11 protein-coding genes are annotated in these 16,964 nt (G+C 69.4%); 5 read left to right on the top strand and 6 right to left on the bottom strand.

What is annotated here, in order from left to right:
- Positions 1-119: 119 nt before the first annotated feature.
- The 6 genes from IP91_RS04645 to IP91_RS04620 form a co-directional block, all read right to left on the bottom strand.
- On the bottom strand, positions 120-1,532 hold the full coding sequence (locus IP91_RS04645; RefSeq protein WP_145647565.1) for an ABC transporter ATP-binding protein: 1,413 nt from the start codon (positions 1,530-1,532) through the stop codon (positions 120-122).
- Positions 1,529-2,362 (bottom strand): ABC transporter permease, encoded by an 834-nt coding sequence (locus tag IP91_RS04640; protein ID WP_229473989.1) that lies wholly within the window; start codon positions 2,360-2,362, stop codon positions 1,529-1,531. The genes IP91_RS04645 and IP91_RS04640 overlap by 4 nt, the downstream gene beginning before the upstream one ends.
- A 5-nt stretch (positions 2,363-2,367) precedes the next feature.
- Positions 2,368-3,336, bottom strand: coding sequence for an ABC transporter permease (locus tag IP91_RS04635; RefSeq protein WP_145648029.1), 969 nt, complete (start codon positions 3,334-3,336; stop codon positions 2,368-2,370).
- A 26-nt stretch (positions 3,337-3,362) separates the two neighbouring features.
- Positions 3,363-4,961, bottom strand: a complete 1,599-nt coding sequence (locus IP91_RS04630) for an ABC transporter substrate-binding protein (RefSeq protein WP_229473879.1) — start codon at positions 4,959-4,961, stop codon at positions 3,363-3,365.
- A gap of 79 nt (positions 4,962-5,040) precedes the next feature.
- Positions 5,041-5,844 carry an alpha/beta fold hydrolase gene (locus IP91_RS04625; protein WP_145647562.1) on the bottom strand — a complete coding sequence of 268 codons (804 nt, stop codon included), beginning with the start codon at positions 5,842-5,844 and terminating at the stop codon, positions 5,041-5,043.
- 208 nt (positions 5,845-6,052) lie between these two features.
- Positions 6,053-6,958, bottom strand: coding sequence for an oxygenase MpaB family protein (locus IP91_RS04620; RefSeq protein WP_229473877.1), 906 nt, complete (start codon positions 6,956-6,958; stop codon positions 6,053-6,055).
- Between the two features lie 873 nt (positions 6,959-7,831).
- On the opposite strand from IP91_RS04620, the gene IP91_RS04610 reads away from it, so the two are divergent.
- The 5 genes from IP91_RS04610 (at position 7,832) to IP91_RS04590 (ending at position 16,963) form a co-directional block, all read left to right on the top strand.
- Entirely contained in the window at positions 7,832-8,272 is a 441-nt protein-coding gene (locus IP91_RS04610) for a response regulator (protein ID WP_145647561.1), read from the top strand.
- Positions 8,273-8,340: 68 nt separating this feature from the next.
- The gene (locus IP91_RS04605; RefSeq protein ID WP_229473868.1) at positions 8,341-9,573 is read left to right on the top strand and encodes a GAF domain-containing sensor histidine kinase; all 1,233 of its coding nucleotides are present in this window, start codon (positions 8,341-8,343) and stop codon (positions 9,571-9,573) included.
- Between the two features lie 329 nt (positions 9,574-9,902).
- Positions 9,903-12,512, top strand: a complete 2,610-nt coding sequence (locus tag IP91_RS04600) for a glycoside hydrolase family 3 C-terminal domain-containing protein (RefSeq protein ID WP_199754482.1) — start codon at positions 9,903-9,905, stop codon at positions 12,510-12,512.
- A gap of 22 nt (positions 12,513-12,534) precedes the next feature.
- Positions 12,535-13,506 carry an alpha/beta hydrolase gene (locus IP91_RS04595; protein ID WP_199754481.1) on the top strand — a complete coding sequence of 324 codons (972 nt, stop codon included), beginning with the start codon at positions 12,535-12,537 and terminating at the stop codon, positions 13,504-13,506.
- Between the two features lie 394 nt (positions 13,507-13,900).
- A complete protein-coding gene (locus IP91_RS04590; protein ID WP_145647559.1) occupies positions 13,901-16,963 on the top strand; it encodes a TonB-dependent receptor domain-containing protein in 3,063 nt (1,020 codons plus the stop codon).
- Position 16,964 lies beyond the last annotated feature (1 nt).

Genomic DNA, 16,964 nt, shown 5'->3' with positions numbered 1-16,964 from the left:
CAGTATCTTCCATTTTTTCACCCCGCGCGAATGTGCGGCGGCACACGCTTGCGTGCGGTCAGCAAGGTGGCGCCTGGCGGCGTGGCTGAGCGGCATCCCCGCGCGGTACCGCCGTGCCCTCAGGTCTTCAGCAGGGCGATCTGCCGGTCGGCAATCCTGTGTGCGATGTCCGCATCGTGCGTCACCAGCATCACCGCACAGTCATGGGCCCGGGCCTGTTCGGCCAGCAGCGCGATCACTTCCTGCTGCGTGACGGGATCGAGGCGCGAGGTCGGCTCGTCGGCGAAGATCAGCGCGGGTTTCATCAGCAGCACGCGGGCCAGCGCGATCCGTTGCAGCTCGCCGCCCGAGACCTGGCCCGGCAGGCGGTCCAGCAGGGCCGTGGACAGGCGCATGCGCGCCAGCAGGTCGTCCAGCACCTGCCAGTCCAGCCGGTGCAGGCGCACCAGGTCGCGCAGGGCGGTGCGCAGGGTGATGCGGGGTGCAAAGGCCGCGGCGGGATCCTGGTAGATCTTCTGGAACGCGGTGGGCGCGAGGCCGGCGGCACGGGTGACGCTGCCGCGGTCCGGTGCCAGCAGGCCCAGCACGAGATTGCCGAAGGTGGTCTTGCCCGATCCGCTCGGACCGCTGACGGCGACGATCTCGCCGGCGCCGAACCGCGCACTCACGCCGTCGAACAGGCGCTCGTCGCCGAACGCCTTGGCGACACCGTCGACGCAGACCACGTTGCGCTGCGCCGGCCGATGCAGGGCGGGCCGCCGCGGCCAGTGGGCCGGCTCCGCGGCGAGCAGGCGTCGCGTGTAGGCGTGCTCGGGTGCGGCCAGCACTTGCGCGGCATCGCCCTGTTCGACCATCGCGCCTTCCAGCATGACCGCCAGCCGGCCGCCGAGGGCACGCGCCAGCCACACGTCGTGCGTGATGCACAGCAGGCTCATGCCCTCCGCGCGCGCGGCCAGCAGCAGGTCGAGCACCTCGCCGCGCCGGTCGGCGTCCAGGCCCTTGGTCGGTTCGTCGATGATCAGCAGCGGGGCGCCGGCGGCATGCGTGGCCAGGAAGGCGACGCGCTGCGCCATGCCGCCGGAGAGCATGAACGGGTATTTGTCCGCCGCGTCCTGCAGGCCCAGGCCGGCGAGGGCGCGCCCCGCGAGCTGCATTGCCGCACCCGCCGGGGGCCGCGTTGCGTTGACCAGCTGGTAGCTCTCGGCGACCTGGCGACGCACCTTCATGGTCGGGTCGAGTGCCAGCCACGGTTCCTGCGGCAGCAGGGCCACGCGGCGTCCCCAGCCCGCGTGGCGGCTGCGCTGGTCGGCGGCGTCGGTGCGCTCGCCGCCGACATGCACGCTGCCCGTGCAGTGCAGCGCGGCGGGCAGGTTGCCCATCACGGCCTGTGCCAGCAGCGACTTGCCGGAGCCGCTCTCTCCCAGCAGCGTGAGCACGCCACCGGCGGGAATGGTCAACGCGATGTCGCGCACCAGCGGCTGGTCGCGATGGAAGACGGTCAGGCGTTCGACTGCCAGGGCCGGCGTGTTCATGCCGTCTCCGTTCCGGCGGGGAGCAGCAACAGCCCGAGCAGTGTCAGGAACAGCACCAGCACGGGCGCGCCCACCAGCCACGGGGCTTCGCCGTAGTAGGGCAGCAGCTCGATCATCATCACGCCCAGTTCCGGCGTGGGCGGCTGCAGGCCCACGCCCACGAAGCCCAGCGCGGACATGGCCAGCACGGCGCCGGCAAAGCCGAAGCGCATCAGCGTGAGCAGGCGTGGCAGCAGCTCCGGCAGCAGGTGGCGGCGCACGATGTACGCTGCGCCGAAGCCGAGCAGGCGCGCCGCCTCGACCTGCGGGCCGGCCAGCAGGATGCGGCTGGCGGCGCGCACCACGCGAAAATATTCCACCCACAGGGCCAGCGAAATGCCCACGTACAGCGGCCAGAAGCCGCCCGGCGCGAAGGCGGCCAGCAGCAGCACCAGGAGCAGGCCGGGGAGGGCGAGTACCGCATCGGCCAGCGCCGCCAGCAGGCGCTCCGGCCAGCCGCCCCACCAGGCAGCCAGCAGGCCGAGCAGCGTGCCGGGAATGGCTGCCGACAGCACGCTGATCGCCGCCAGTGCCAGCGACAGCTGCGTGCCATGGGCCAGCCGGGCCAGCATGCTGCGGCCCAGCTGGTCGAAGCCGAGCGGGTGCGCCAGGCTGGGGACTTCCAGGAAGCGCTCGAGCTGCTGGCGTGCCGGATCGATGCCGACCAGCCAGGGGCCGAACAGCGCGAACGCAGCGATGAGGACCAGCAGGGCGATGCCGGCCATCTGTCCCGCGCGGGGCCGCCAGCGCGCCTCCGTGTGGTATGGCAGATCGAGAGGAGCGGAAGGCATCTGGTTCATGGCTTGCGGCGTGGGTCGATGAAAGCGCAGGCCGTGTCGACGAGCGCGTTGAACAGCACGAACAGCAGGCCGAGTACCAGCGCGCTGCCCTGGATCATCGGCACGTCGCGGCCGAAGATGGCGTGCACCAGCGCGTGGCCGATGCCGGGCCAGGCAAAGATGGTCTCCACCAGTACCACGCCCTCGATCAGGTAGACGAGCTGCACGCCCAGGTAGGCCGTCACCGGTGCCGCCACGTTGCGCACGCCGTGCCGCAGGAGCGCCTGCCGCGGTGTCAGGCCCTTGGTCAGTGCGAAGGCGAAGTAGGCCGATGCCGACACCTGCACCATCGCGTCGCGCGCCACCCGGCAGGAGACGGCCGCCATGCCCAGCGCCAGCGTGAGGGCGGGCAGCATGATGCTGCCGTGGTCGTCGTGGCCGGCCGCGGGCAGCGCGCCCAGCTGCACCGAGAAGACCAGCACGAGGATCAATCCCAGGAGGAAGGGCGGCATGGCGCGCAGCGCCACCGACAGGGCCAGCGTGAGGCGGTCGATCAGGCCGCCCGGACGCAGCCCCGCCAGCACGCCGAGCGTGGGGCCGACGCACAGCGACATGGCCATCGCCAGCAGGGACAGGCGCAGCGTGGGCCCGAGCTGCCGGGCGATCTCGATCAGCACGGGCTCGCCCGTCACCTGCGACATGCCCAGGTCGAGCTGCAGCAGCCGTCCCCACCAGTCGGCCAGCGCGGCAAACCACGGGCGGTCCAGGCCCAGTTCGATGCGCACCGCTTCGGCCGCCGCCGCCGTCACCATGTCGTAGCCGTAGCGGCCCGCCGCGATGCGGTAGGCGATGTCCCCGGGGAGCAGGCGCGTCATGAAGAAGCACAGCGTGCCGACCAGCAGCGCCACCATCGCGGCCTGCAGCAGGCGGCGCGCCAGCGCGGGTGCCAGTCCGCGCCATGCCGGCAGATTGTTCTTCAGGCCCATCTGGTTCTTCAGACCCACCTCGTTCTTCAGGCCCATCGCACCGCCGACAGGCGATAACTGCGTTCGAACGGATCGATGCTGGCGCCGGCGATGCGGCGGCTGGCCGCGCACACCTGGCGGTACCACACCACCGGGATCACGGGCAGTTCCGCCTGCAGCGTGGCTGCCACAGTGGCGCGGTCGGCACGGCGCGAGTCGGCATCGCCCTGCGTGGCGGCCAGCCGGGCCAGCGCGCCGCTCGACTGCGCATTGCGCCAGCCCATCGCGCCCCAGTCGCCGCCGCCGGGCCCGAAGTCGTCCAGCAGCGTGGCCACCGGGTCGGACACATTGCCGAAATTGCGTGCCACGAGCCCCATCTGCAGCGTGCCGCTCCGGTGGCCGGCGGGGATGTCGCTGGAATTGCCGACCACCACGCGCACAGCGATGCCGACCTGGCGCATCTCTTCCTGCAGCGCAGCGGCGATCAGCGGCAGCTCGGGACGGTCGACGAAGGTCGTCAGCGTCAGTGCCATGCGCACGCCGGCGCGCTGGCGGATGCCGTCGGCGGCCACCTGCCAGCCCGCCTGGTCCAGCAGGCGGCGTGCGGCGGCCGGATCGGTGCGCAGCGGTGGCAGCGTGCTGTCGTGCCAACCCGCCATCGAGCGGGGGAACAGCTGCGTTGCGCCCAGGCCCGGATCGCGCAGCAAAGCGCGGGCGATGCCGCGGCGTTCCACGCACAGCGCGATCGCCTGCCGCACGCGCACATCGGCCAGCAGCGGATGGCCGGCATTGAGCTTGATGAAGGTGGTGCGGGGCAGCATGGCAGACATCAGCGCCACGTTCGGGTTGCTCCGCAGCGCGCGGATGCTGGGCGGATCGAGCGAGAACGCCAGGTCGGCCTGGCCGCTGCGCACCAGCAGCGTGCGGGTCTCCGCGCGGGCCACGCTGATGTAGCGGGCGCGCCGGACGCGCGCGCCGGAGGTGCCGCCATCTGCCACCCGCTCTACATCGAACTGCTGCGGCAGGGAGAGGGCGGTGATGCGGAACGGTCCGCTGCCGATGACCGCCGCCACGTTGCCGCGCGCGCCGAACGAGGCGGGCGCCAGGATCTGGGTCGAATAATGCGTGAGCAGGTAGGGCAGCGGCACGAACGGGCGGCCCAGCCGGAAGACGATGTCCATGCCGCTGGCCGCGATGTCGCGCACGTCCGCTAGCCGCAGCACGCCGGGCCGGGCATGCGCGCGCTGCAGGCAGGCGGCCACGCTGGCAGGCGTGACGGGCGAGCCATCATGGTAGCGCCGCCCCGGGGCCAGCGTGAAGCGCCACTGCAGGCCATCGGCGGAGGCCTGCCATGCGGAGGCAAGGCCGGCGCGCAGGCCGCCGCGGTCGTCCACGTCGAGCAGCGTTTCGGCCACCTCCATGCGGGCGAACATGTAGCCGGAGCGCGAAGGTTCCAGTCCCGTCAGCTCCCAGGGACCCACCACCGTCAGCACATCCTTGCCGGCAGGCGCACCGGTGCGGCCGTGCGCGTGCGCGTGATCGTCATCGTCGGCGCGGGCGGTGGGGAAGGGCAGCGCGGCTGCCGCGGCCAGCGCCAGCAGGGCGCGGCGGCGCGGCGACGCCTCGGCGTTTCGATTGCTCGTCAAAGCGTGCTTCCTGTGCGGGTGGGCGTCATCGGGCTGCATGGTAGCGCCTGATGGGCGGATCGTGGGTTTCTCCTGCGCGTCACCGCAGCACGGTGGTCAGGAAGCGCTCGATCTGCAGCGAGCTGTCGCTGGGCGCGCTCACGTGCGGGCAGTGGCCCACGTTGTCGATGACGCGCAGCGTGGCGCGCGGCAGCCGGCGGTACATGTACTGGCTGACCTCGCGCGGTACGAGCACGTCGTCCGTGCACTGCACAACCAATGTTGGCACCTGGCAGCCGGGCAGGTCGGCGCGGTGGTCGGCCAGGAAGGTCACGCGGGCGAAGTGGCGGGCAATCGCGTGATCGTTGCGGAGGATGCGGTCCGCCAGGTCCTCGGCCAGCTCCGGCCGGTCGGGGGCGCCCATGATCATCGGCGCCATCTTCAGCGTCCAGCCGAGGAAGTCGCGGTCCATCGCTGCCAGCAGCGCGTCCAGATCCTCCCGATTGAAGCCGCCCACGTAGTCCGCGTCGTTCACATAGCACGGCGAAGGCCCCACCATCACCTGCGCGATGAAACGGTGCGGTGCCTTGTTCGCGGCGAGCAGGCCGATCATCGCGCTGACGGAGTGGCCGATGAAGACCACCGGGCCGTCGGCGCAGGCGTCGATGATCTCCAGCAGATCGTCGGCGTGGCCGTGCAGCGTGGCGTATTTGTCCCGGTCGTAGGCGGCCAGGTCCGAGCCGCCGCTGCCCACCAGGTCATAGGTCACGAGGCGATAGCGGCGCGCGAAGGCCGGGATCAGGTCGCGCCACATGGACTGGTCGCAACCGTAGCCGTGGCCGAAGACGAGGGTTGCCGGGCCGCGGCCCGCGATCTGGATATTGTGTCGTGTATGGATGGACATTAAAGTAAAGCGACTTCCGGTCAAAGCGTGACGATGCCACGTCCTGCGCGGCTTGCCAAGGGGGCCGACGCGAGGCCGCGCGTGCCGGGCGGTCAATCCCGGCGGCCGGCGGCTCGGCTACCGGCGTCCCGGCTACCGGCTACCGGCCACCGGCTACCGCCTACCGCCTACCGCCTACCGCGTACAGGCTACTACCTCCGCCTACAGGCTACGACCTACTGGCGTCCCGGCTACCGGCGACCCGGCGGGCCGCTTGCGCGGGCGGCAGGTCGCCCAGCGGCAGCAGCGCCGCTGCGCGCGCCAGTATGCGCACGACGGCTGCCTCGCCGGGCCGCAGTCCCTGGCCGCGCAGCTGCGGCAGCGAGCGCACCGGTTCGGGCGTGATCTGCACGGCGGCCCGCACCAGCAGCCGCTGCAGCCAGCGCAGCGGCGCCGGCAGGATGGCGGCCGTGGCCATGATGTGGAGGAAGTCGGCCAGCGTCTCGGATCCGGCCAGGCCGGGCGCCGTGGCAGAGAGCAGTTCTTCCCATGCGACCCAGGAGGCGGGCGCGCCGGTGGCGCCATACAGGCGGGCAGAGGGCTGGGCTTCGGCAAAGGCGGCATCCATGCCGGCGGCCGGCAACGTGCGGACATACCGGTGGTAGGCCTGCGTGAAGCCGAACGTGGCCGTGGCCTGCACCCAGTCCAGCAACCGCGGGTCGTTGGCGTGGTAGGGCGTGCCATCGGTCGTCGTGCCGGCCACCTGGCCGTGGAGGCGCACCACGCGGGCGATCAGCTGCTCCGCCGCGGAGCGGGGGCCGTAGACCGTCATCATCGCCGCGAAGCCGGTGCGCCGCAGCCGCATGGCCGGGTCGCGCCGGAAGCTGCTGTGGTCCCACACGCCGGCCCGTACCGACGGTTCGGCCAGTTCCAGCAGCACGGCCGTCACGCCGCCGATGAACAGCGACACAGGGTTGCCGAACACGCGCCACGATACGCCACCGGGCGGCGCGAGCGCCGGTTCGCCCGCCGGCTGCGTGAAGTCGAATGCCATGCCGGACGGCGGTCCCGTCAGGTCGCGCATCCATGCCTGCATCCACGCACGTATCGACTTCGGCATCATATTCGGCATCATATCCGGTATCCCATCCGGCCTCGCAGCCGCACCTTCTTCGGCATCCGTGTTCTCCCGTCCAGCCGCCAGTATAGTCGGGGCGGGTGCCGGGATAGTCGTGACGGCTGCCAGATTGGTTGAGCCTGGTTGTGCCAAGCTGGGCCTGATTTGGGCCTGATTTGGGCCTGATTCGGGCCTGAGTTGGGCCCGGTTGGAGTTCGCTGGGCTCGTCGGGCTCGTCGTCAAGCAGGGCGGCCGCCGGCTTCCTTCGCCACCTGTGGTGCGCCGCCGCGAGCCGACGAATGGGGCGGTTCTCTTTTTTCTTCGCCATTTTCTAAAACGTGATAAACCCCATGGTCTGACGCGATTTTTCGATACTTCGTCCGGTTCTCCCATCTTTCGAAATAAATCGAAAGCGCTTTGCCTCTAAAAGATTCTAAAAAGCGATACGGGCGCCTGGGCTCCCGACATCGTGCCGTTTATCGAAGCGCCGGTTATGCCTCAGCGAGTAGTAGCATCGAATCGTGCCCGGTATCGGCATTCCTGAGGCTTTATCGAGGAATATCGGCTTTTAGAAAAGGGCGTTTTCTGGAGCGCACCACGACGACGCTCCGGCGCATTCCGGCCGCGGCTGCCCAAATTGCCCAAACTGCCCAAACTGCCCAAACTGCCCAAACTGCCCAAGCCGCCCAAGCCGCCCAAGCCGCCCAAGCCGCCCAAACCGCCCAAGGTCGCACTGTTCAGGCGGCAGATATTGCCCGCCGGAAGGGCCGCCACGCGCGCCTGTGCTAGACTGTCCGCCGTGCGAGCCAGATAGCCGCTTGCACGGACCTTTCGGCCAAAACAACGCCGTTCATTGTTCCGCGTGCCGCGGACGCTATCGGATGCCTGGCCATGACTCTCCCCCTCCCACGAATTCTCGTCGTCGACGACAACCGCGACGCTGCCGACATACTGGCCGAGCTGCTCACGCTGCACGGCATGACGGCGCGCGCCGTGTACGGCGGGGCGGAAGCCATCGCCTTCGCGGCACTGTACGAGCCGCACCTGGTCCTGCTGGACCTGGGCATGCCGGAGGTGGATGGCTATGCCGTCGCGCGCGCGCTGCGCAGCCAGCCGGGCAACCAGCCCTACATCGTGGCCCTGACGGCATGGGACGACGTGGCCACGCAGGTGCGCGTGCGCGAGGCGGGCTTCAACCGGCACGTGGCCAAGCCTTCCAGCCTGCCGGCGATCCTGCGCATCATCGGCGAGCATGCCAAGGTGGCGCCGGATGGCGCCCGCGCCGAGGAGCCGGCGGCCCCTCCCGGCGGGCAGCCGCCTGTCGCGGGCTAGCGGCGGCATCCGTGGCGCGGGGTGGGTCGCTTCGCGCCGACCCTGCAGACGACTTTCACGATACCCGAATGGCCACTTCCACCATGCCGTCGCTCACCCCCATGACCAATGACGTCCTCCTGCCTGTACAGGAAATCCAGGCAATCAGCGCAGTACCGAAAATCCTCGAAACCGTCGCGGCGCTGACGGGACTCGGCTTCGTCGCCGTCGCCCACGTCACGCCGACCAGCTGGACGACCTGCGCCGTGCTGGACCGGCTGGACTTCGGCCTGAAGGCCGGCGACGGGCTGGACGTGGCGACCACGCTGTGCGACGAAGTGCGCAGCTGCGGCGAGAGCATCGTCATCGACCATGTGCAGGAGAGCGCGCAGTATCGCGATCACCACACGCCGCGCATGTACGGCTTCCAGAGCTATTTCTCGATTCCGATCCTGCGTCCGGACGGCAGCTATTTCGGTACGCTGTGCGGACTCGATCCGAAGCCGATGCCGCTGTCCTCCACGGCCTCGGTCGCGGCCCTGGAACTGTTTGCGGAGCTGATTTCAAAGCAGCTGGAGACGGAACGCGCCCATGCCGTGACGCAGACCGACCTCACCTCGGAGCGCGAGACGGCCGAGCTGCGCGAGCAGTTCATCGCCGTGCTGGGCCACGACCTGCGCACGCCGCTCGGCGCGGTGCAGAGCGGCGTGGACCTGCTGCGCCGGAACCTGCCCGCGGCGCAGGCCGAGGGCGTCCTGGCGCGCATGCAGCGCAGCCTGGCCAGGATGGCGGGCCTGGTCGACGACCTGGTCGACTTCGCGCGCGGGCGGATGGGCAGCGGGATCGTCCTGCACCTGCGGCAGGAAAGCTGCCTCGAACAGGCGCTCCAGCAGGTGATCGAGGAACTGCGGCAGATCCACCCGGACAGCCCTGTCGTGGCCGAGCTGGGGCAGGGCATCGCGCTGTATTGCGACGTGGGCCGCCTCGGCCAGCTGCTGTCGAACCTCGTCAAGAACGCCATCGTGCATGGAGTACCCGGCCAGCCGGTGCGGGTGGCGGCCGCCAGTGCGGACGGCGTGTTCGCGCTGTCGGTACACAACCATGGCGACCCGCTCGCGCCCGGCGTCACGCAGCAGCTGTTCAAGCCGTTCTGGCGCTCGCCGGCCGCCTCGCCTTCCGATGGCCTGGGCCTCGGCCTGTACATCGTCGCCGAAATCGCGCGCGCGCATGGCGGCACGATGGACGTGTCCTGGGCCGATGGCGAAGTGGGCTTCCGCTTCGCGATGCCCGCCACCGCGGCCCACGGCGGGCAGGCGGGCTGACGGCGTTCTTGCCGCAGCGCTGACAGTGCGCGCGCCGGTCCCGGTGCCGCAATGCTCCGCCGGTTCCCGGCAAGAGCCATACCGTTCCTGGTATCGCTTTGCTCAAAAAAATGATTGGAAACGTTTTCACAGCCCCAACTAGAATCGCATGCGGCGTAGGACCATGCCACCAGGCATAGCCAGTCGCCATGAAAGTGCGTGACATGAAAAAAACCAACCCGATTGGTGGAGCAGGAGACAGTCGTAGAGACGCAGGCCAGGAACGAGCAGCAGGCAATCGCCGCACAGGCGACAGCCCGATCTTTTCCGCCCGCCGGACCTGGCACCTTTTGCGCCTGTGCGCCGCGCTGGCGCCCGCCCTGCATGCCACCGGCGTGCACGCGGCGGACCTGCGTGCGCCGGTGCGCATCGATGCAGATGCGCGCGCCGGCGCGCTCGTGGCGCAGCTGACGCTCGACGAAAAACTCGATCAGCTGCTCAACGTGGCGCCGGCCGTGCCGCGCCTGAACATCCCCGCCTACAACTGGTGGACGGAGTCGCTGCATGGCGCGATGGGCCCCGTCCCCACCACCAACTTCCCGCAGCCGATCGGCCTCGCGGCCACCTTCGATGCGCCGCTGATGCACGATGTCGCATCGGCGATCAGTGTCGAAGTGCGCGCGCTGCACACGCTGGGCCGGCAGACGGGCCGCCTGGGCCGCATCGGCACGGGCCTGGACACCTGGTCGCCCAACATCAACATCTTCCGCGACCCGCGCTGGGGCCGGGGCCAGGAGACCTACGGCGAGGATCCCCACCTGACGGCGGCGCTGGGCGTCGCCTTCATCCGCGGCATGCAGGGGCCGGACCCGGACCTGCCGCACGTGGTGGCCACGCCCAAGCACTTCGCCGTGCACAGCGGCCCGGAGCCGACACGGCACGTGGCCAATGTGTTCGTCTCCGACCACGACCTGGAGGACACCTACCTGCCGGCGTTCCGCGCCGCCATCGTGGACGCGAAGGCCGGCTCCATCATGTGCGCCTACAACCGCATCAACGGCCAGCCCGCCTGCGGCAGCGAACTGCTGATGAAGCAGACCCTGCGCGGTGCCTGGGGCTTCCAGGGTTACGTGGTCTCGGACTGCGATGCCGTCACCGACATCTCGGTGCACAGCAAGTATGCGACCGATCCCGTCACCGCGGCGGCGGTGGCGCTGCGGGCCGGCACGGACAACGAGTGCAATGGCCAGACGCTGAGCGGCACGCCCGGCCTGGGCGAGCGCTATCGGGCCGCGTACCGGCGCGGCCTGATCGGCATGCGCGACATCGACACGGCGCTGGTTCGCCTGTTCTCGGCGCGGCTGCGCAATGGCGACCTGGCCGGCCTGCCGGCCCGGCAGGTCAATGCCGTGCCGGTGAGCGCGATCGACACGCCGGAACACCGGCAGCTGGCGCTCAAGGCCGCGACGAAGAGCCTGGTGCTGCTGAAGAACGACGGCGTGCTGCCTCTCAAACGCGATGCACGCATCGCCGTCGTCGGTCCGCTGGCCGATGCCACCCGGGTCCTGCGCGGCAATTACTCGTCCTCGCAGAGCGCGCCGCCGGTGTCCGTCATCGACGGCCTGCGGGCTACCATGCCGGATGCGCGGATCCGCCTCGTGCCGTTCGGCGCATCGATCACGGATGGCGATCCGGTGCCGCGCACGGCGCTGCGCACGCCGGACGGCCAGCCCGGGCTGCAGGCCGCTTACTTCAACAAGAGCGGCAGTGCCTTCGACAAGGAGGCGGTCGTCACGCGCGTCGAACGGGGGCTTGAATCGCGTGCCCAGGAACTGAAGGTGGTGGCCGACCAGCACAAGGTCGTGTGGACGGGGTCCCTCGTGGCGCCGGAATCCGGCGCCTACCGCATCGGCGTCACGGGCGTGCAGGGCGCGCTCACGGTGAGCGGCAAGGCGGCGGTGAAAGCCACTGCGTATTCGAAGTGGGCCGAGCCGCTGCAGCTCACCGAAGTCGTGCTGGAAAAGGGCCGCTCTTATCCGCTTCGCTTCCAGACGGAGACGGGCGTGAGCGCCGTACCGGGCATCTTCTGGAAACGCATCGCGCGCAACCCGATGGCCGAGCTGAAGGCCGGCACCGCCGATGCCGACGCGGTCGTTGCCGTCATCGGCCTGACCTCCGACCTGGAAGGCGAGGAGCTGGCGCTGAAGATCGACGGCTTCGCGGGCGGCGACCGCACGTCGCTGGACCTGCCGAAGGACCAGCGCCTGCTGCTGGAAGCGGCCAGGGCGACGGGCAAGCCGGTCGTGGTGATCGCGGTGAGCGGCAGCGCGCTCGATCTGTCCTGGGCCAAGGCGAATGCCGCCGCCATCCTGCAGGCCTGGTATCCGGGCCAGTCGGGCGGGCAGGCCGTTGCCGACGTCCTCGCCGGGAAGTCCGATGCCGGCGGACGCCTGCCGCTGACGTTCTACCGCAGCCTGGCCGACCTGCCGCCGTTCGACGACTACGCCATGGCGGGCCGCACCTACCGCTACTTCCGCGGCGCGCCGGTCTACCCGTTCGGCCATGGCCTCAGCTACACCTCGTTCGGCTACGGGCCGCTGCGCATCGAGCCGGTGGACGGCGCGCCGGAGAACGGCGTCGTCGTCACCGCCAGCATCACCAACACGGGCCGCCGCCCCGGCGACGAGGTGGCCCAGCTGTACCTGACGCCGCCGGCCTTCGAGGGCGCACCGCGGCTGGCATTGCGTGGCTTCCAGCGGCTGTCGCTGCAGCCCGGCGAGACCCGCCAGGTCAGCTTCCGCCTGGCGCCGCGCGACCTGAGCTTCGTCACGCGCGACGGCATCCGCCAGCTCGTCCCCGGCACTTACCACGTCAGCGTCGGCGCCGGCCAGCCGGGCACCGGCGTGGCGGGGCAGGACGCCGCACTCGTCATCCAGCGCGCGGACATCCTCGCGCCCTGACCGCATCCACACAGGAGACCTCATGAACAACAACAAGCACATGAACCTGACCCGGCTTCTGGCCGGCCGACTGACCCGGAAGATGGCCATCGGCGCGCTGGCCGCCGCGTGCGCCGTGGCCTTCCCGGCCTTTGCCCAGAACGACAGGATGGAACCGATCGCAGCACCGGCGCAGCCCGATGCGATCGTGCTGGACACGGGTGCGCTGCCCGGCGCCACCGCACCGGAAGCGTGGCACCGCCAGTACAACAGCATTTTCACCCGCAACGTTACCGTCGCCACGCTCACGCCGTTCCTGCCGGACGCCGCGCGGGCCACGGGTGCCGCCGTGATCGTGGCGCCGGGCGGCGGCTTCCGCACGCTGTCGATGCAGAACGAGGGCTGGGACGTGGCCCGCGCGCTGGCGGCGAAGGGCGTGGCGGCCTTCGTGCTGAAGTACCGGCTGAACCAGACGCCGCAGGACATGGCGGCCTTCGACAGATCGATGAAGGAGATGTTCTCGGCCACGGCGCAGCGGCCGCCGGCGCCGCAGGATCCGGCCACGACCTACGCGCCGCAGATCGCCGATGCGCGCGCCGCCTTTGCGCTGGTGCGTTCGCGCGCCGCCGCCTGGCGCGTGGATCCCGACCGCATCGGCATGATCGGCTTCTCGGCCGGCGCGATGCTCACGATGTCCACGGCACTGTATGGCGGCGATGCCAGGCCGGCCTTCATCGCCAATATCTACGGGCCGCTGACGGCCGTGAAGGTGCCCGACGGCGCGCCGCCGCTGTTCATCGCGCTGGCCGCGGACGATCCCTTCTTCGCCAACGCCGGCTATGGCCTGATCGACAGCTGGAAGGCCGCCAGGCGGCCCGTCGAGTTCCACCTGTTCGAGCAGGGCGGCCACGGCTTCGGCATGTACCCGAAGACCACCACCAGCACGGGCTGGTTCGACAGCTACACCCGCTGGCTCGACATGCACGGCTACCTGAAGCCGCGCCAGCGCTCCTAGTCCACGCCCTTTTCGAGGGTCGATGGCGCCTCGCGACTCCGGTCGCCAGGCGCCGTTCGCCGTCACGGAGCCCCTGCGGAAGTGTATGTTTTGCGCTAACAAAAAATGTGCGGTTAACATCGACAATGCATAAAAAATGATTGATCCGGACACATCATTGGGGCTACTCTTGGTGTGCAGTGTCCCGCAGCGTGCTAGCAAATTGCCAGCTGCTCTGCATTAACAGGGAGATCGCGCCAGCGCAAAGTCCTGGCGACACTGCGTCCAGAAAATGATTGCGCTAAACAAGGCGATCGCACCCATCCTGCACGGAGGCTGCAGGAACGCAGCATTTGCAAGCACCGATAGACCGGCACCCGCACCAGACGGTCACGCCACTACAAACGGAGACTTCATGCATACGCCTTTCCAACGTTCCCTGATCCACCTTGCCGTCGCCAGTGCCTGCAGCATCATCGCGCTGCCCGGCCACGCCCAGCAAGCGCCTGCCGACTCAGTTGGCAACCCGCTTGCCAGCCCGGTTGTCAACTCAGCTACCAACACGGCTGCCAGCCCATCGGCCGCGGTGCAGCCCGACGCAGTCAGGCCCGACGAAGTCAAGCCGCTGGACGCGAAGGACGCCGCCGCCGCCGCCCAGGTCCCACCGATGCCCGCCGCGAACGCGCCGGCTTCGGCCACCGTCGTCGTCTCCGGTTCGCGCATCGCCGCGCGCGGCTTCACGCAGCCCACGCCGACCACCAGCCTGTCGGCCGTCGACTTCGAAAAGGCGGCCAAGCCGAACATGTTCGAGTCGCTCGTGGAGCTGCCGGCGCTGCAGGGCAGCACGGGCCGCACCACCAATACCTACAGCACCTCCAGCGGCATCCAGGGCCTGTCGTCGCTGTCGCTGCGCGGCCTGGGCACGATCCGCACGCTCACGCTGCTCGATGGCCAGCGCGTGGTGGGCGCCAACGTCACGGGTGTCACGGACGTCAGCCAGTTCCCGCAACTGCTGGTCAAGCGCGTCGACGTGGTCACCGGCGGCGCCTCGGCGTCGTATGGTTCGGATGCGGTGGGCGGCGTCGTCAACTTCATCACGGACAAGAAATTCACGGGCTTCAAGGCCAACGTCGCCGGCGGCATCACCAAATACGACGACGACAAGAGCGGCACGCTGCAGGCCGCATGGGGCAAGGGCTTCCTGGACGACCGCCTGCATGTGGCGGTCAGCGGCGAGTTCACCAAGCAGAACGGCATCGAGTCGCCCGGCTTCGGCGATTCGGCGGCGAACGGGCGCGACTGGTATCACAATCCGGCATTGCAGGAGTCGACGCGCGAGATGCAGGCGGCCGGCGCACCCCGCTACAAGAGCATCGTCAACGCCCAGCACATCCAGTACGCCAAGTACGGCCTGATCACCAACGGCCCGCTGCGCGGCACGGCCTTCGGTCCGGGCGGCACGCCGTACGCCTTCCAGTACGGTACCGATTGCGTCGGCAACTTCTGCATCGGCGGCGACCGGTCGGGCAGCGTGGGCGCCGGCACCAACCTGTCGATGAACTTCAAGCGCCAGGTGGCGTACACGCGCATTTCATGGGACCTGAATCCCGACAACGAGATCTACGTCACGGCCAACTACGCGCAGGTGAAGTCGGTGTTCTCGCCGAACCCCGGCGCGGCCAAGCAGGGCAATCTGTCGATCCGCTGTGACAACGTTTTCTTGCCCGCTTCCGTGGCGGCCGGCTGCCTGGCCGGCTACCCGACGGGCATCATGTCGGTCGGTACCTCGAACGGCGAATTCCCCGCCAATATCAACGTCCATCCGACCCGCACGCAGCGCCGCTTCGTGGTCGGCGCGGACGGCAAGTTCCAGGTCTTCGGCAAGGACTGGTCGTACGACGCCTACGCCACGCACGGCGAGAACACCACCGTGATCCACGTGCGCGACATCACGCTGAACCCGCGCTACAACTTCGCCATCGACGCCGTGCGCGACCCCGCCACGGGGCAGGCCGTGTGCCGCAGCGCGGCGGCCCGCGCGGCCGGCTGCCAGCCGATCAACATCTTCGGCGACGTGCCGATCAACCCGGCCGGCTGGAGCTATATCGCACCAGCCAATGGCCCGATGCAGTACACCAAGTCGAACCAGGACGTGGCGAGCGCCAACTTCAACGGCGAGCTCGCGCAGGGCTGGGCGGGTCCGATCTCGATGGCGCTCGGTGCCGAGTACCGCCGCGAGAAATATGCCGTGCACGGCGATCCATACGGCGCCGGCCTGGCCTACGAGTCGCCCTACAGCGACCTGTATCCGCAGGATCCCACGCTGTCCACGACCGGCGACAACTGGTTCGCGGGGAACTACCACAACGGCAAGGGCACCTTCAATGTGCGCGAGGCGTACGTGGAGCTCAACATCCCGTTCCTGAAGTCCGATACCTGGGGCGAGGCGAACCTGAACATCGCCGACCGCGAGGAGAAATACAGCACCGCCGGCAAGGCGCGCGCCTGGAAGCTGGGCGCCACCTGGAAGACGCCGGTCGACGGGCTGCGCCTGCGCGCCGTGAGTTCGATGGACGTGCGCGCGCCGAACCTCTCCGAGCTGTTCGCGGCGATGACGGTCACCAACCAGGCCGTCAACAACCAGCAGGGCACGTCGATCCAGATCCAGCAGCGCAATGTCGGCAATCCGGACCTCAAGCCGGAAGAGGCGCGCAACAACTCGTTCGGCATCGTGCTGAGCCAGCCGAGCTGGGCGCGCAACTTCAACTTCTCGGTCGACTACTACGACATCAAGGTGCAGAACGTGATCAATTCGCTGGGCCCGCAGCAGGAGGTCGACCTGTGCTACGCCGGCAACCAGCAGGTCTGCTCGGCCGTGTCGATCAACGGGCCGGCCGGCACCAACTACGTGCTGGCCCAGAGCTTCAATTTCGCCTCGCTGCACACGCGCGGCGTCGATTTCGAGACGGCGTATCGGTGGAACCTGGGCGACTACGGCCTGCCGGGCAGCGTGACCCTGCGCGGCCTGGCCTCGCGCACCATCCACTCGATCTCCGATCCCGGCGTGCCGGGCACCACGCCGAGCGAGGGCGCGGGCAACATGACGGGCGCCACGCCGAAATGGAAGGCACTGGTGTCGCAGTCCTGGGATGCGGGCAATGCGAACCTCACCCTGACGGAGCGCTGGATCAGCGCCGGCGTATTCAACAACGAATACATCGAGTGCCGCAGCGGCTGCCCGCTGCCGACGGCGGCCCATCCGACCATCTACGACAACCACATGCCGGGTGCCGTGTACATCGACCTGGGCGGCAGCTACAACTTCGCGAAAGGGGTCACGGGCTACTTCAAGATCGACAACCTGGCCGACCGCGATCCCGTGCTGGTCCCGCAAACGAACCTGAGCCTGGCGCTGAACCCGGCGATCTACGACGCGGTAGGCCGCACCTACCGCGCCGGCGTGCGCGTGTCGTTCTAGG

Origin of the sequence: Pseudoduganella lurida, assembly GCF_007830455.1 — a bacterium.
Lineage (GTDB): Bacteria > Pseudomonadota > Gammaproteobacteria > Burkholderiales > Burkholderiaceae_D > Rugamonas > Rugamonas lurida.
The sequence above is the reverse complement of the archived record's forward strand: the minus strand, read 5'-3'. Positions and strand labels throughout refer to the sequence as shown.

Bases quoted from the DNA above. Each gene is read 5' to 3' on its own strand.
- IP91_RS04645 (WP_145647565.1), bottom strand. From the start codon at position 1,532: ATGAACACGCCGGCCCTGGCAGTCGAACGCCTGACCGTCTTCCATCGC.
- IP91_RS04640 (WP_229473989.1), bottom strand. From the start codon at position 2,362: ATGCCTTCCGCTCCTCTCGATCTGCCATACCACACGGAGGCGCGCTGG.
- IP91_RS04635 (WP_145648029.1), bottom strand. From the start codon at position 3,336: ATGGGCCTGAAGAACAATCTGCCGGCATGGCGCGGACTGGCACCCGCG.
- IP91_RS04625 (WP_145647562.1), bottom strand. From the start codon at position 5,844: ATGTCCATCCATACACGACACAATATCCAGATCGCGGGCCGCGGCCCG.
- IP91_RS04620 (WP_229473877.1), bottom strand. From the start codon at position 6,958: ATGATGCCGAATATGATGCCGAAGTCGATACGTGCGTGGATGCAGGCA.
- IP91_RS04610 (WP_145647561.1), top strand. From the start codon at position 7,832: ATGACTCTCCCCCTCCCACGAATTCTCGTCGTCGACGACAACCGCGAC.
- IP91_RS04605 (WP_229473868.1), top strand. From the start codon at position 8,341: ATGGCCACTTCCACCATGCCGTCGCTCACCCCCATGACCAATGACGTC.
- IP91_RS04595 (WP_199754481.1), top strand. From the start codon at position 12,535: ATGAACAACAACAAGCACATGAACCTGACCCGGCTTCTGGCCGGCCGA.
- IP91_RS04590 (WP_145647559.1), top strand. From the start codon at position 13,901: ATGCATACGCCTTTCCAACGTTCCCTGATCCACCTTGCCGTCGCCAGT.